The organism is Pseudorhodobacter aquimaris, from assembly GCF_001202025.1.
Lineage (GTDB): Bacteria > Pseudomonadota > Alphaproteobacteria > Rhodobacterales > Rhodobacteraceae > Pseudorhodobacter > Pseudorhodobacter aquimaris.
In genome coordinates this window covers 16,554-31,739 of sequence record NZ_LGHS01000047.1, presented here as the reverse complement: position 1 = coordinate 31,739, position 15,186 = coordinate 16,554, and the positions used below count along the sequence as shown (strand labels likewise).

Annotated in this window: 15 protein-coding genes; 8 read left to right on the top strand and 7 right to left on the bottom strand. The window is 61.9% G+C overall.

The genetic code is table 11. From position 1 onward, the window contains the following. Positions 1–370: 370 nt before the first annotated feature. Positions 371–1,540 carry a DNA modification methylase gene (locus AKU94_RS07910; RefSeq protein WP_232295725.1) on the top strand — a complete coding sequence of 390 codons (1,170 nt, stop codon included), beginning with the start codon at positions 371–373 and terminating at the stop codon, positions 1,538–1,540. A gap of 50 nt (positions 1,541–1,590) precedes the next feature. Here the strand turns inward: AKU94_RS07910 and AKU94_RS07905 are convergent, their stop codons facing one another. From AKU94_RS07905 to AKU94_RS07895, 3 genes are all read right to left on the bottom strand, one after another. Continuing rightward, positions 1,591–2,037: a methyltransferase family protein gene (locus AKU94_RS07905; RefSeq protein ID WP_050526756.1), complete on the bottom strand. Its 447-nt coding sequence runs from the start codon at positions 2,035–2,037 to the stop codon at positions 1,591–1,593. A gap of 119 nt (positions 2,038–2,156) precedes the next feature. Further along, on the bottom strand, positions 2,157–2,699 hold the full coding sequence (locus tag AKU94_RS07900) for a DUF3489 domain-containing protein (RefSeq protein ID WP_050526755.1): 543 nt from the start codon (positions 2,697–2,699) through the stop codon (positions 2,157–2,159). Between the two features lie 89 nt (positions 2,700–2,788). Next, positions 2,789–3,019 (bottom strand): hypothetical protein, encoded by a 231-nt coding sequence (locus AKU94_RS07895; RefSeq protein WP_050526754.1) that lies wholly within the window; start codon positions 3,017–3,019, stop codon positions 2,789–2,791. A 116-nt stretch (positions 3,020–3,135) separates the two neighbouring features. Here AKU94_RS07895 and AKU94_RS07890 point away from each other — a divergent pair, with 116 nt between their 5' ends. The 4 genes from AKU94_RS07890 to AKU94_RS07875 all read left to right on the top strand — a co-directional run bounded on the left by AKU94_RS07890 (position 3,136) and on the right by AKU94_RS07875 (position 6,768). Then, positions 3,136–3,681: a hypothetical protein gene (locus AKU94_RS07890; RefSeq protein WP_050526774.1), complete on the top strand. Its 546-nt coding sequence runs from the start codon at positions 3,136–3,138 to the stop codon at positions 3,679–3,681. Positions 3,682–4,143: 462 nt separating this feature from the next. Next, on the top strand, positions 4,144–4,617 hold the full coding sequence (locus AKU94_RS07885; protein ID WP_050526773.1) for a hypothetical protein: 474 nt from the start codon (positions 4,144–4,146) through the stop codon (positions 4,615–4,617). Between the two features lie 127 nt (positions 4,618–4,744). Continuing rightward, on the top strand, positions 4,745–5,410 hold the full coding sequence (locus AKU94_RS07880) for a response regulator (protein ID WP_050526753.1): 666 nt from the start codon (positions 4,745–4,747) through the stop codon (positions 5,408–5,410). Beyond that, a complete protein-coding gene (locus AKU94_RS07875; protein ID WP_050526752.1) occupies positions 5,407–6,768 on the top strand; it encodes an ATP-binding protein in 1,362 nt (453 codons plus the stop codon). The genes AKU94_RS07880 and AKU94_RS07875 overlap by 4 nt, the downstream gene beginning before the upstream one ends. Positions 6,769–6,888: 120 nt before the next feature. Here the strand turns inward: AKU94_RS07875 and AKU94_RS07870 are convergent, their stop codons facing one another. After that, positions 6,889–7,785, bottom strand: coding sequence for a LysR family transcriptional regulator (locus tag AKU94_RS07870; protein ID WP_050526751.1), 897 nt, complete (start codon positions 7,783–7,785; stop codon positions 6,889–6,891). 96 nt (positions 7,786–7,881) lie between these two features. On the opposite strand from AKU94_RS07870, the gene AKU94_RS07865 reads away from it, so the two are divergent. The 3 genes from AKU94_RS07865 to AKU94_RS07855 all read left to right on the top strand — a co-directional run bounded on the left by AKU94_RS07865 (position 7,882) and on the right by AKU94_RS07855 (position 11,403). Then, positions 7,882–8,112: a heavy-metal-associated domain-containing protein gene (locus tag AKU94_RS07865; RefSeq protein ID WP_050526750.1), complete on the top strand. Its 231-nt coding sequence runs from the start codon at positions 7,882–7,884 to the stop codon at positions 8,110–8,112. Between the two features lie 64 nt (positions 8,113–8,176). Then, the gene (locus tag AKU94_RS07860; RefSeq protein WP_050526749.1) at positions 8,177–10,096 is read left to right on the top strand and encodes a heavy metal translocating P-type ATPase; all 1,920 of its coding nucleotides are present in this window, start codon (positions 8,177–8,179) and stop codon (positions 10,094–10,096) included. 197 nt (positions 10,097–10,293) lie between these two features. Beyond that, positions 10,294–11,403 carry a polyheme membrane-associated cytochrome C gene (locus AKU94_RS07855; protein ID WP_083444998.1) on the top strand — a complete coding sequence of 370 codons (1,110 nt, stop codon included), beginning with the start codon at positions 10,294–10,296 and terminating at the stop codon, positions 11,401–11,403. Positions 11,404–11,515: 112 nt separating this feature from the next. Here AKU94_RS07855 and AKU94_RS07850 read toward each other — a convergent pair whose 3' ends face one another. From AKU94_RS07850 to AKU94_RS07840, 3 genes are read right to left on the bottom strand one after another with little or no spacing between them, the layout of a single operon-like run. Then, the gene (locus AKU94_RS07850) at positions 11,516–12,499 is read right to left on the bottom strand and encodes an FAD:protein FMN transferase (protein ID WP_050526748.1); all 984 of its coding nucleotides are present in this window, start codon (positions 12,497–12,499) and stop codon (positions 11,516–11,518) included. Then, positions 12,480–14,684, bottom strand: a complete 2,205-nt coding sequence (locus AKU94_RS07845; protein WP_050526747.1) for a PepSY domain-containing protein — start codon at positions 14,682–14,684, stop codon at positions 12,480–12,482. Before AKU94_RS07845 ends, AKU94_RS07850 begins: the two co-directional genes overlap by 20 nt. A 13-nt stretch (positions 14,685–14,697) precedes the next feature. Beyond that, complete coding sequence (locus AKU94_RS07840; RefSeq protein ID WP_050526746.1) at positions 14,698–15,168, bottom strand: DUF2271 domain-containing protein; 471 nt, start codon at positions 15,166–15,168, stop codon at positions 14,698–14,700. Positions 15,169–15,186: the final 18 nt, after the last annotated feature.

The following is a 15,186-nucleotide window of genomic DNA, read 5'->3' as shown; positions in this document are numbered from 1 at the left end:
GATCTTGATCCGCGCAGCAGCATTCGGCAACAAGTCTTTGGGCGCAGCCGCCAATTGATATTGATTGCATGCTCCCCCCCCCTCGGCATGGTTCCTACCCAGACCCAAACGTATGCGGGGGGGCGCAGCGCGGCATTTCGCTAGCGACTGGCTTCTTCACCGGGGAATCCACTTGGAAGCCACCCCGAGATGCACTTGAAATTAAACGTTTATATAACAGATGGTTACGGGGCAGATCATCCTCTGAAGGTGGATTCTTGACAAAAACAGTAAAATCCACCCCGTGGAATCCAGGGAAGCCACCTGAACAAGAAGCCAGACAGCGGAAGCCACCCACGGAGAAGCCTTTGAATCCACTTCCGTTTTCCGTTTGACAAAGCTGACAGAAGTACCGGTCATCATTCTGGGCCATCTGACCGAAGCCCAACGCCGGGCCTACCGGATCGCGGACAACAAGCTGACAGAACTGGGCGGCTGGGATGAGGCGCTGCTGCTGCAGGAATTGCAGGCGCTGCTGGCCGAGGATTTTGACCTCGGGCTGATCGGGATCCCCGAAGATGAACTGGACGCTTTACTGGCAGACACCGATGACCGACCGGAGATTTCTGACAATGCGGCGGACACGATCCCGGACCCGCCCGCCGAACCGATCACCCGCCCGGGCGACATTTTGGTACTGGGCAAACACCGCCTCTGCTGCGGCGATGCGACCGATCCCGCCGCCGTCGCCAAGCTGATGCAGGGGGAACAAGCGACCTTGATGTTCACCTCGCCACCCTATGCCCAGCAGCGCGATTACGGGGCGGCGAAAGAGAAGGTCGGCAATTGGGATGCGCTGATGCAGGGTGTGTTCACCGCAGCGCCGGTCACCACTGATGCGCAGCTGCTGGTCAACCTTGGCCTCGTGCATCGCGACAGTGAATGGCAACCCTATTGGGAAGGATGGGTGGAATGGATGTGCGCCTCTGGCTGGCGACGGTTTGGCTGGTATGTCTGGGATCAGGGCCCGGGCCTGCCGGGCGACTGGAACGGCCGCCTGGCGCCGTCGCACGAGTTCATTTTCCACTTCAACCGCGCGCCCCGCAAACCCCACAAGACCGTCCCGTCCAAGCACGCGGGCGAAACCCTCGGCGGCGGTGGGCTCCGCGGAGCCGACGGCACCGTCCACGCCAAAACCGGAACCGGCAACGCGATCCAGAGCCACCGCATTCCGGACTCTGTGTTCCGGACCATGCGCCACAAGGGCGGGCTGGGTGACGCCGGATCGCACCCGGCAGTGTTTCCGGTGGCTCTGGTCGAGGCGGTGCTGACGGCATTCAGCGATTCCGGCGATCTGATCTATGAGCCGTTCTGCGGCTCCGGCACTCAGCTGGTCGCCGCGGAGCGCGCTGGGCGGCGCTGTTTCGCGATGGAGCTGGACCTGGTCTACTGCGACGTGGCAGTGCGGCGGTGGGAATTGGCTACTGGGATGAGCGCGGAGCGAGCTATCTCTTCAGCCAATGGCGCTCGACCAGATATCCCAGTGAAGCGGTCATGCTAGACGCCCGGCCGCGGTACGGATTTTGCCACGCAGCCCTAACAAGCGAAGCGCTAAAGCCACCGTCTTACTTTTCGCGCGTAATTGTCGAAAGCCGGGCCAAACTGGCGGCGCATCTTGGCTTCTTCGAAGGGGATATGGACCCAATTCGCAGTCGCGAACATCAGGAAGGGCGCGACGAATATAAGAATAGCGCCGGTCGCCACAGCTACTCCGAGGCTGAGGACAACGAGGCCAAGATACACGGGGTTGCGCGAGCACCGAAAAGGTCCATCGGTGACCAGCTTGTTGTTGGTAGCCGAAGTGGGATCGATCTGAGTGCCCGCACGCCGGAACAGGATCGAGACCCAAACCGGAGCAATGAAACCGAGCACGATGAGTCCGATTCCGACGGAGGGGCTGTGTAAGAGAGGTGCGGTGGGCCACCCGGCCAGGTAGCTTGCGCCCGTCGTGATGAGCAAGAATAGGAGGGTCCATATTGGCGGCGGAAACTTCAGCATGGTCACTACCCTTTCGGAGCGACCGAAACTCTGCAGCCAGCTCGGGGGCGATTATAACGGTGTCGCCATTCAAAGCCATGTGTAACCGATAAAGGATCGTTGCCGCTATTGCGCAGATTTTAGTCCGGCTGACTGATCCGGTACACTCGCCCCCGCCTGAGGTCCTTCTCCGAGGTCACGACCAACCCCAGCTTCTTCTTTAGCGCCCCGGAAATTACCCCACGAGCGGTATGCGCCTGCCAATTTGTGGCCGCGATGATCGCCTCCATCGTGGCCCCCTCGGGAGCTTGCAGCAGCGCGATCAGCAGCGCCTGCTTGGTCCCTGCACGAGGGGTTGGCGGCTTGGGCGCTGGCGCGATATTCGCGTTTTTGCGGATCGCGGCCATCGTTTGCACCACCACCGGCTCAATCCCGATGGCCAGCAGGCCCGCGTCAGTGACTACCAGCGTGGTGCCATGCCCATCGCCAGTTTCTCGCCAGAGCGGCTCGCCCTTGCGCAAGTTGGCGTCGACCTCCTGCAGCCAGCCGCGGGTCATCATCTTCGTAACGACCATCTTCGCGGCCGCGCCGTGCAGCCCCTTCGGCAACGGCATTGCGATGTTGTCGAGGCGCTGGGCACCGGCGCTGAGGATGATGGATTGGGTTTCGGTGAGTTTGGTCATCGCGGGCTCCGGTGTTCGGGCGCGCGGTGTGTCGCCCTTCTACGCGGCCAAGCCCCGCCATCGCGGGGCTGATGGGATGCGGCCCCCCGTCACTTGGCGTGTTCACCCTCGCCAAAGGCGCTGTCGGTGATCTGGCGCAGCAGGCTGGCGTAATGGGTCAGGGTGCCGACAGCGCCCCAGTTGATCTCGTCGGGGTTGGTCTCGAAGTGGTCGTTGCTGAGAGAGGTCAGCCGCGCCAGCAAGGCGTCGATGTCGGCTTTTGCGGCGATAAATGCGTTCAGGGCTTTGTCGTTCTGTGTGGTGGCGCGGCGGGTGGTCATGGTCTGGTCTCCGGGGTGAGTTGCATCGTTCTGGTGCAATCAGATTCGCTCGATCCCCGAGTATAATCAAGTTAATGCCAAGCAATATCATTGCGTTGATCGGAGAATTTGCGGCTATGGAAGGTATGTCCGAGCGCGAGTATTCCGCCCATTCCGGCCTCTCGCGCGGGGCGATTCAGAAGGCCCGCAAAGCCAGTCGGTTGGTGGTTTACAACGATGGGTCGATCAACGCGGCGGCCTCTGACGTGCGCCGGGCCGAGATGACGGACCCGGACCAGCAACGGCGCAGCACCGGTCGCAGCGGCGGCGACAGTGGATTTTCGGGTCCGGCCGACAGCTCATCCTATCTGAAAGCCCGTACGGCGCTGACGGTTTACCAGGCGCAGGAAAAGCAACTGGCGATCCAGAAGCGGAAGGGCACGCTGGTCGACCGCGCCCGGGCTGAAGCACTGGTATTCCGTCTGGCACGGCAGGAACGCAACACTTGGGTCACCTGGCCCAGCAGAGTGGCGGCGCTTATGGCCGCTGAGGTTGCAGCAGCGGTGGAAACGCGGTCCGGGGTGCCGGTAATGATCGATGCCGCGATCATGCAAAGGGTTCTGGAAACCCATGTCAGAGCGCAACTCGAGGCACTTGCCGATCTCAGGGTTTCGCTGGGATGAAGATGAGGGGGGGTAAGAAAACCCAAAGACGATAAGATCAGCACATCGACTGGATAGCCTTCGCAATTTTATAGACGCCACCTCATTCTTGAGGTCGATCTGGGCAAAGTTGCGGGCGTGACTGACCTCCTCAGGCGTTGCGCCCGACAGCGGCGAATTGTCGCAGCAGATTTTCATAGCGGGAAGGTCGGCACTCATACTCCGATGCGACCGGTCGGGGTTACAGGCGGGAAATGGACACTTTTGTACATGCCAATTGTAGCCCGACATGGCAGAAAGCTGTACCCCGAGCCACAGCGCCTGCTTGGCAGGCCGTGCAAATGCCTGAACATCCTCATTCTGCGCAAAACACCTTTCGAGGCGCTCAGGTGCGATGCTCTTAAGCGGCATTTAAGGGAAGGAGATCAGACAGGGTCCAGCGCGTCCAACGAGATGCCGAAACGATCCTTGAAGGAGATCCAAATGCTGACTGTAAAATATATTGCCCCCGCCTTATTCGGGATTGCTCTTTCGCTGACCCCTGTGTCCGGCTTCGCACAAAGCACATCTCATGACGGGCATGCCGCAAGCGAGCTCGCCCTGACACTGAACGCTGGCGCCAAATGGCAGGGTGACGACAACATGCTCAAGGGCATGGACGCCATCCGGACGGCCTTCGCCGCCAATCTCGACGCGATTCACGAAGATCGCCTGCCCGCTGAAGACTACAAGACGCTGGCGGCTGAGGTGATGGCGCAGACAGATTTCATGATCGAGAACTGTGTGTTGGAGCCAGCTGTTGATGAGCAACTTCACAGCGTCCTCGGTCAGGTCATCGAAGGTGCATCCGACATGGAGGCAGGCAGCGAGCCCCGCGCCGGTGCGGTGCTGGTCGTTGAGGCCCTCAATGCCTATGGCGAGCATTTCGAGCATCCAGGCTGGCAGCCGCTGGACTGATCCAGCCGATCACAGACACAAGTCGCACGGGCCGCAAGCGATCGTGGCCCGTGCTTGCTTCGCCACCGGTTCTGACGTTCAGTGTTCGGGCGGCAGAAAATCGGGGAAACAGGAGTTCATTCGGGCCATGCGCATTCTGCTGGTTGAAGACGACAGCCTTCTGGGCAAGGGCGTGGCCGCAGGTCTTGTCCAGGCTGGCTGGGCAGTCGACTGGGTCGTCGACGGCCTTGATGCCGAAGCGGCTTTGCGCACCAATTCCTATGACAGTATCGTCCTCGACCTCGGCCTGCCGGGCATCGACGGGCTCACCCTGCTCGGACGGCTGCGTGCGACGAAGGACAGCACCCCGGTTCTCGTGCTGACGGCGCGCGACACCCTTGCGGATCGCATTGCCGGACTTGATGCAGGGGGCGACGACTACCTGGTAAAACCGTTCGAGCTGACCGAACTGCAGGCCCGGCTGCGCGCACTTCTGCGCCGGTCAAAAGGTGCGTCAGGCCCGCTTTTGCAGCGCGGCAGGGTCGTGCTTGATCCCGCCAGCCACGCCGTGCTTCTGGATGGCGAACCGGTGGAGGTATCAGCACGCGAATTCGCAACCCTGCAAGCACTGATGATGAATGCAGGAAGGGTGCGCACCCGCAGCCAGTTGGAGGACAGCCTATATGGCTGGGGCGAAGAGATCGGCAGCAACACGGTCGAAGTCTATATCCACAACTTGCGGCGCAAGCTTTATGCCGACCTCATCCGCACGGTCCGCGGTGTGGGCTATATCATTGCGGCAGATGACAAATGATCCGCTCGCTGCGCCAACGGCTGCTGGTGATTCTTGGCGGCAGTATTGTCGCGGCCTGGCTGGCCACAGCACTTTTCTCATATCTCGACACAAGACAGCTGATTGATGAGATGCTGGACACCCAGCTGATGCAGTCAGCCGATCTGCTTATTATCTTGCTCGACCGCCTGCCGCAGGGCGATCTTGCGGAACCTATGCTGCAACAACCGGACGCGGATGCAAATCAGATGATTGCCTTTCGTGTGCAGCATGGCCCAGTTGGCACGACAGGCGGAACCGTGGGTTCATCGAATTTTCCAACGGGCCGTTGGCAACAAGGGCTTCGCGATGCAGCCAATGATGGTCAGATGTGGCGCGTGTTCGGTACATCGGACGGTGCGGGGCGACGTATCGAAGTGGCGCTGCGCCAAGATGTAAAAGGAAAATTCGCCGACCTCGTGGCCGTTCATATCCTGCATCCGCTGTGGATTGCGATTCCGCTTCTTGCAGGTTTGATCTGGCTGTCTGTAGGATGGGGACTGCGCCCGTTGCAGGACATCACCTCCGCCGTGGAGCGACGCAGCCCCGATGACATGCAGCCACTCGGCGTTGGTGCCGCGCCCGATGAAATCCGGCCGCTGCTTGAAGCACTTAACCAGCTGTTTGGCCGTATCGCCCTGCTTCTTGATCGCGAGCGCCGCTTTGCCGCTGATGCGGCGCATGAGTTGCGCACGCCGCTCGCAGCCATCAAAACGCATGCTCAGGTCGCCCGGCAAGAACGAGACCCCGGAAAGTGCGCATTGGCGATCGACGGGGTGATCGAAGGTGCCGACCGGGGCACCCGCCTGGTGGAACAGCTGCTTGTGCTGTCACGGCTGGAGCAGGAAGCGGTCATCGGCCCCTGCGAGACCGTGAACATATCAGATTTGGTGATCGAATGCGTTGCATCAATAGCGCCGAAAGCCGCAACCGATGGTATCGATCTGGGGGCCGCTGACATGCTTTGTGGTCGGGCGGTTGTGAACGGGAACGCTGATCTTCTTCGGATCATGCTGCGCAATCTGCTTGATAATGCGGTTCGCTATACCCTTGAGGGTGGCGAGGTAACGGCCTCCGTCGAAACCGTCAATCAGGCTGTCATTCTTCGGATCACCGACGGCGGGCCGGGTATTTCCTCGGACTTGCAGCAGCGGGTGTTTGATCGATTTTACCGTGTGGCGGGGAGCGGGCAGCAAGGGTGTGGCCTGGGCCTTTCGATTGTTTTGCGCATTGCCGAACTGCATGGCGGAACTGTCAACTTTGAGGGCGGAGCAGGCGAAGGCACGTTTGCCGTTATCGTTACTCTGCCTATCGTCGACCGGATGAAATTGTCGAGCTGAGGGCCCTACACGCATCTCCTGCGGCTTTGAGACTGCGGATCCCAGAATAGGGATGCACTCCCAGTCCGCAGCGTACGCTGCGGCCCAGTGTCGTATATCCGGGCCGATGAAACGTTCGGATCAGATTTCCGGCCCTTTGGTACATTTTTTTAGGCTTTCCGCCAGTGCCGGTGTCAGGAATTCCAGCACGGCGCGGATTCGGGCGGTGTGGCGCAGATCTTCGTGGGTCAGCAGCCACAGATCAAGGCCGAAGGACTCAGGCAGTTCTGCGACGCGGATCAGGTCGGGTTTGAGTTCAGCAATGGCGCAGGGCAGCAGTGCAAGACCAAGCCCGGCCTTGGCCAGGCGCACTGCGCAGGCCACCGAGTTTGATCGCACCGCCGGGCGCATGCCGGGCAGAAGCTTTTCCAACTGGCGCGTCAGCGGTGCATGGGCGCTATCAAAGCCGATCCAGTCCTGCTGTGCGAGGTCTGCGCCCGGGTGCGCCGCGCAATAGTCGGGTGCGCCGTAGATCGCAAACTCCAGCTGTCCGACTTTTCGTCCCACCAAGGTTTCAGGCGGGGTGTTGCCGATCCGCAGGGCTATATCGGTTTCCCGGCGCGACAGGTTGAGGGCCTCGTTGCCCACCACAATTTCCACCTCGATCCCCGAATGTGTTTCACGAAACCGCCGAAGGTGATCCGGCAGCAACCAGAAGGCCAGCATGTCGATCGCGGTGATCCGCACTGTGCCGCTGAGGCGCAAATCCTGTCCGGTGACGGTGCGGTCCAGCGCGGTGACATCGTCCTCGATCCGCTCGACGATACCCAGCGTTTCCTCGCCCACTGGGGTCAGCGCATAGCCGGTCGGCAACCGGTCGAACAGCCGCACACCCAGCGTTTCCTCAAGGCCCGCGACCCGCCGGAACACCGTGGAATGGTTGACGCCAAGGCTGCGCGCCGCCCCCGACAGGCTGCCCGCCCGCGCGACGGCCAGAAACACCCGCAGATCGTCCCAATTGGCAAGCTGTGCATTCATGCAAGGACACCTTTCCGATTTCGCCACTCCATGTGCGCAAAATGAGAGGCTATATCTGATCCAGACGCAACCACAATCCACTGAAGGGATTTCACCATGACCGATACGACAATCCGCACGAAACTGCGCAGTGACGAGCTTTCCTGCCCCTCCTGCGTGCCGAAGATCGAAAAGGCGCTGCTGGCGTTGCCCGGCGTAACCAATGCCGAGGTAAAATTCGCGAGCGGGCGGATCGAGGTCGACCACGACCCGGCGCTCACCGACGTGGCGGCTTTGGTCAACTCCATCGCCAAGACCGGCTACACAGCCAAACCTTCGGCGTTCTGATCCTTCTACCACTCCACCCCACCGCTTTCCACGCGGTGGGGCTTATCTTGAAAGGAGAGAACATATGTTTTCCGGGCTCATGGATATTTACAGACATCCCGCCGATCGGCGTAAATGGCTGACCATCGCCAGCGGCGTATTCATCACTGCGGCACTGGTCGCTTGGTATGGCTTTGGACTGGCCGCCCCTTGGGCGTCGCTGATGACCATTGCTGCCGTGCTGGCCGGGTATGACATTGCCCTGCGGGCCTGGGCGTCACTGAAGCTGCGCCATCTCAGCATCGAATTGCTGGTGATCGTGGCGGCCACCGGGGCGTTGTTCATCAACAACCACTGGGAATCCGCCGCGGTCACCTTCCTGTTCATGCTGGGCGCCTGGCTTGAGTCCCGCACGATGAGCCGCACACGCGGCGCGCTGAAGGCGCTGATTGATGCTGCGCCTGTGACTGCAACCGTGTTGCGCAATGGTGAGACGGTTCAAGTGGCCGCCCATGAGGTGCAACTTGGTGAAACCGTTCTGGTCAGGGCCGGTGAGCGCCTGCCGGTCGACGGCGAGCTGGTTGAGGGCACCGCCGCGGTCAATGAGGCCTCGATCACCGGCGAGCCGATCCCGGCCGAAAAATCTCCCGGCTCAAAGGTCTTCGCCGGAACTCTGGCCGAAAACGGTCTGCTGCACCTGCGTGCCACCGGCGTTGGCGCCGATACCACGCTGGCGCGGATCATCACCCGTGTTGAGGAGGCGCAAGAGGCCAAGGCCCCGGCGCAGCGGATGATAGAAACCTTCGGGCGCTGGTATACGCCGGGCGTGTTCGTGATGGCGGTGGTCAGCTATATCGTCACGCGCAACGTCGAGCTGGCGTTGACGCTGCTGGTGGTCAGTTGCCCTGGCGCGCTGGTTATCTCGACCCCGGTGTCAGTCGTGGCCGGGATCGGACGTGCGGCCCGCGCCGGTATCTTGATCAAGGGCGGCGAGCATCTGGAGAACGCCGGGCGCATCACCGCGCTGGCACTGGATAAAACCGGCACGCTGACCGAAGGCCAGCCGCGTCTGGCCGAAGTCATCGCGCTGGCAGGCCAAAACAAGGCCGATGTGCTGCTCTGGGCAGGTATCGCCGAGACTGGATCGAACCACCCGCTGGGCCGTCCGATCATCGAGGCTGCGCGCAAGCAGGGCCCGCTGCCAACCGCCACCTCGCTGGAGGAGATCGCTGGCATGGGCCTGATTGCCCGCCACGACGGTCACGAGATCGCCGTCGGCAGCCACCGGTTGTTCGATCACCTGAAGATCGCCTTCAACGCGCAAGCGAAAGATGGCATAGCCCGGCTGCACGGGCTGGGACATACGGTGGTGATCGTCGCGCGCAATGGCGAAGTGGTGGGTCTGCTTGGTCTGGCCGATATGGCGCGCGCCAGTGCCAAGCCGATGATCGACCGGTTGCACGCCCTTGGGGTGCACCGCGTGGTGATGCTGACCGGCGATCAGCGCCCGGCAGCCGAGGCGATTGCAGCGGCGGTCGGCGTCGACGAAGTGCATGCCGGGATGATGCCCGACGACAAGCTGGAGCGCATTCAGGCAATGCGCGCCGAAGGCCTGCACGTGGCGATGGTCGGCGACGGTATCAACGACGCACCGGCGCTGGCGGCGGCTGATATCAGCATCGCCATGGGTGCGTCGGGCAGCGACATCGCCATCGAGACGGCGGATATCGCGCTGATGACCGACGATCTGGGCAAGATCGCCGAGGCGATGGAAATCGCCCGCGCCACCTTGGCCAACATGCGCCAGAACCTTGTGATCGCGGTGCTGACGGTCGTGGGGCTGCTGTTTGGGGTCTATTCCGGCTCGATCCACATGGCCGGTGGCATGCTGGTTCACCAACTGTCGGTGCTGATCGTCATCCTCAACGCCATGCGCCTGCTGCGGGTGCCAGCCGCTACGAAAGCACACAGGGCTGAAGCCAAGGCCAAAACAGCCGTGGCATAGCGACACCACCATCAAGACCCGAAAGCCCGCGCCAGATTGGTGCGGGCTTTTCGACTCGTAGCGCGGCGTGTCCAGTCCATAAATGTTTGATGATATTCCAGCCTGCAATGATCTGCCGCAATGACATTGAAATTTATCCCGACCACCTTCTTGAAAACAAAATGCCCATAAAGTGGCTTTCCCAGGGGGGGATCAATATGCATTGGATAACCAAAACACTCGCGCCTAGCATCATCTTATGCGGCCTGATCGCAGTTGGCTTCTCGGCCACAGCACAGGAAAAGAAAAAGCCCGATCTGGGGAAAATCACTGAGGCGTGGCTGTCCTCGCCCCATGCCGATCGCAGCGCCGAAGCCTTCAAGCACTGGAATGATGAAGACATCCGCATGGTGCCAAAGGAATGTTCGACCTGCCATACCAGCCGCGGGATCATCGACTATCTGGGCACGGATCTGCGCGCGGTGAATGTAATCGAGCAGCCGCAGCCGCTGGGCTCGACCGTGGATTGCGTGACCTGCCACAACCCGAAATCCATGGCGCTGCAAAGCGTGGTGTTCCCCTCGGGCGCGCGTGTTGATGGGCTGGGCAAAGAGGCGATCTGCGCCACCTGCCATCAGGGTCGCGCCTCGGGTACGGATGTAACGGCAGCGGTTGCGGGGCGCGAGGATGATGTGGTCGCGGGCGATCTGACCTTCATCAACGTCCATTACAAAGCGGCGGCGGCAACCCAGATGGGCAGCGTGGCGGCGGGCGGCTATCAGTATGAGGGCCAGACCTATGCCGGCATTTTCATCCATGTGAAAGAGGAACCATCGACCTGCCTGTCGTGCCACAACCAGCACAGCCTGAAGGTAAAACCGATTGACACCTGCGTGACCTGCCACAAGGGGGCGACCAAATATTCCGATATTCGCAGCACAGAAATGGACGTGACCGGAACAGGCGACACGGCGCAGGGTATTGCCCATTCGATCACAACATTGCACGCCATGCTGGGGGCCGCGATCCAGAAATACGCCGCCGAAGTTGCGGGGACGCCGGTTGTCTATGACCCGCACGCCTTCCCGTATTTCTTCATCGACACGGATGGAAATGGCGCAATCACCCCCGGCGAGGCGATCTTTCCGAACCGCTATCAAAGCTGGACACCGCGCCTGCTGAAAGCGGCCTATAACTATCAGTTCATCGCCAAAGACCCCGGCGCCTATACCCATAACCCGCATTACGCGATCCAACTGTTGCAAGACAGCTTGGCCGATCTGGGCAAGGCGGTACAGGTTGATATGGCCGGGATGGTCAGACCGTAACCTGCGCTACCGTTGATGCTTGCGGCAAGGCTGCCAATCGCCGCCCCGGTTTACTTATCTGACCGGGGCGGGGGTTTTCAGCGCCTTACAACCGTCCGTGTTCGCCAGCTTCTCACCAGTCACCCTCTTTTGCCAAGCCATCCACCGCTTGGCCAAACATGCGCCCAACAGCCATACTTCGAATGCTATCCGTATTGTCACGCAGCAAAAACAACGCGTCGAGCCTAAATTGTCGGGCAAGCGTCGCACCATCGTCCAAGCCCATAACCATCAGCGCGGTCGCCCAGGCATCGGCCTCGGCACAGGTCTGGGCAATGACGGTGACCGAGGCAGGCGGGGCCACCAATGGCGCGCCTTTGGTTGGGTGCATGGTATGCGACAGGCGGCGTCCCTGCACATTGACCCAGTGACGGTAATCACCCGACGTCGCCACGGCGGCGTCTTGCAGCGCCAAGATGGAATGCGGCGTGCGGCGCGCCATGTCGGGGGCCTCTACCGCGATCGTCCAGGGGGTGCCGTCTGGCCTGAACCCAAGCGCCCGCATCTCACCATCAATGCCGACAAGGGCAGAGGTGATGCCGAAACCGGTCAGCACCTCATTAAGTCGGTCGACACCATACCCCTTTGCAATCCCGTTCAGGTCCAGCGTGATCGGGGCACGCTTGCGCGCCCGCCCCGCTGCATCAAGGTCCAACACCGCATGCGCAGGCAAGCGCGGCGCGCTCATCGCGGCGCGGATGTCTTCGGGTGTTGCGCATTGCGGACCAAAGCCCCACGCTGCCACGGCGTCGCCCATGCCAATATCAAACGCCCCATCAGTCGCCCGCCCGATTTTCAAGCCAAGGCGCAAAACCGTCATCAGCCGCGCCGGAACTGCCACCCATTCATCGACAGGTGCCGCGTTCAGACGCATCAGATCGCTGGCGGGATTCCAGGTGGACATTTGCGCATCCACCTCCGCCACCGCCGCCTGAAGGTCCGCCTGCACGGACGCAGGATCAAATCCTGTGGCTGCATGAAACAACGCCGACCAGCGCGTGCCCATGGTGGGGCCGTTCAGCGCATGGCGCATAAGGTCAGTAGACATCTTCGACATAACGCCCCTCTGCTTTCAATGCGATTGGCGTCAGCCCAACGGGGGCGAGGATATCCGCCAGCGCGTCAGCGACCCCGACGGCCATCTCTCGTCCGCCGCAAACCATCACGCGCGCGCCGCTCTGGATCAGTCGGGCAACCTCCGCCCCCTCGGCGCGCAACGCGTCCTGAACATAATGCGGCCTGGCCCCGCGTGATATGGCTGTGATCAGTCGGGTCAGGTGACCCTGCGCCTGCCAGACCCCGAACTCCGCGTCATAAAGGAAGTCGCTGTCGGGGTGTCGCATGCCAAAGAACAGGTGGATGGGGCGCTTGCGGGCATTGGCACGGGTGAAGCCTGCAAGCGGGCCAATGCCGGTGCCCGCCCCGATCAGAATTAGCGGTGCAGCGCTGCGGTCCGCGTGGAAACTGGGATTGGGGTGCAGGAAGGCGGCCACGCTGTCGCCGGGTTCAAGCGCCATGAGCTGGCCGGAGCAAAGGCCGCCGTGCAGCTTTCTGACCACAACCTCAACAAAGCCGTCGCGCCGCCCCGAGGCCAGCGAATAGAACCGGGGCAGCGTTGAACCCTCGGGCAGGATGCCCAGAAGATCGCCCGCCTGAAACCGACCAAAGCCACGGCCCGTCAGGCGCTGCCACAGCGACGCCTTTGGCAGCGCAAAGCGCAGGATTGCAGTCGGGGCCTGCACCTCGGCCCCGTAAACGCGGCGAGAAATCAGCGTCAAAGGCTGCGATTGCGGCACCACCGGTTGGTGGGTGAGATCGAGATTGATCCCCATAGCGGCCCCAAGCGCCTGGCCCCAGCGGGCAAAATCCTGCGGCGATTGGCGGTCGACGGTGTCGAAGGCAAGAAGCTGTTGCCAGCCTTTGGCCTCGGCGACAGCAGTTACCGCTTTTGCAAAGGTGCAATATTGCGGAAAACTGCGATCGCCAAAGCCAAGCACCGCGAGCGGGATTGCGGGGGCGGCGTCACCCTGCGCAAGCCGGTCAAGAAAACCTCTGGCCGAGGCAGGTGCAGCCCCATCGCCATAGGTCGCGGCAAGCACAATAATACGGTCCGCACGCGCATAGCGTTTTGGATCAAAAGCCGACATCGGTGCGGCATGAACAGTTTGCCCGGCCTCGGTCAGCGCGCGGTGCAGCGTTGCCGCAAAGCCCCAGGTGCTGCCGCCCTCGCTGCCGACCAGCAGGATCGTCTGCGCCTGCCCGGCGGGTTGATTGCCCCGGATCTGCGGCCTGCCGCGTCGCGCCGCCAGCCAAATCACTACACCCGTTACCCCCATCACCGGCACGCCAAGCGCCATCAGCCCCAGCACCAGCCCAAGAACGGCAGCGCCCTGTCCCGTATGCAGCATCACGATGGTCTCCGACGCGCTCTCCCACCCGGTCAGATCGGCCCAGCCAAGCACTGCGCCGGTACCTTGGTCGAGATATCCGGTGCCGCTGTCGGTCTTGAGCGTAAAGACATCGGTGGCATCATCCGGATAGGGAAAGCTCAGCTCGCGCAGCGTTGACGCCGGGGTCTGCCCGAGCAGATCAATTGCACCCGGCATCATGCCCGTCTGACCACTTGGCGCTGCATAGCTCAGCGCGCTGCCGCCATCGGGAAGAAAACCAAAAGTGGAGGCGGCCATCCACAGCGCCGTAAGCGAGGACAGCACAAGGCCGACAATGGCGATACGGGCAATTTCCACATGCAGCCGCCCCGAAAGCGGCCCGCGCAAGGGCGCGAACCAGCGCCGCCAGCCGCCGGCACGCCGCACCACAAGCACCGCGCCAGACAGCGCCAGCACCAGCATTGCCGCCGCCCCTGCTGCCATGGCGATACGTCCACCATCGCCCAGGAACAACGAACGGTGCAAGTTGGTCATCCAGCGTTCAAACCGATTGGGATCCGCCGATTTGACACCTTGGCCGGTGGCGGGGTCGACGACCGCCGCCCCCGGTGTGCCGCCCTCGAACCAATAGACAGTGATCCGGCCCGACGGCGCGCGCCGGATTTGTTCAACCCCCGGATAGGCAGTCTGGATGCGCGCCGCGAGGTCGGCCACGGTCAGTCCGGCCTCGACCTGCGGCGCAGTCAAACGCTCGGCAGCTGGAAACACCGACAGCACAGCGCCGCTCAGCGCCAGAACGGTTATCAGGGCAAGGGCCAACAGACCCGGCCAACGGTGAAACATGCGGATCATGGCCCTGCCTTTCTTACATGTCGTAGGTGAAGCTGGCGACGTAGCGACGCCCTTTCACGGCGGTTCCGGCACCGGCCGTGGTCAACGGCACCGCAACCTCGTTCGGGCTGTTGCGCATCTCCTCGACTGCGGCGTCGATATGCAGGGTATAGCCCGCGTCAAACAGTGCGTCGGCCAGATCCAGCGTGATCTCCAGCGTTCTGCCTGCGCCAACACTTGCCCCGGTGATGCCGTTGATCTGGGCCGGGTCGCCGCCGGTGGCACGATACCAGTCGCTCAGGCTATCGTAGTATTTCGACTTGCCACCCGCCATCCACAGCGTGCCTGCATAGGCCCCCGATGAATCGGTGACGTAAAGCGCAAGATAGGCACCATCGCCGCCGTAATTGCTCAGTTGCGTGGTCAGCGTGACCGGCCGCGCCATAGCAAGGCCGGGAAGCGTCAGCGCCGTTGTCAGCGCCAGCGTTGTAAGTAGGGATTTCATCGGGATTTTCCTTTTTGG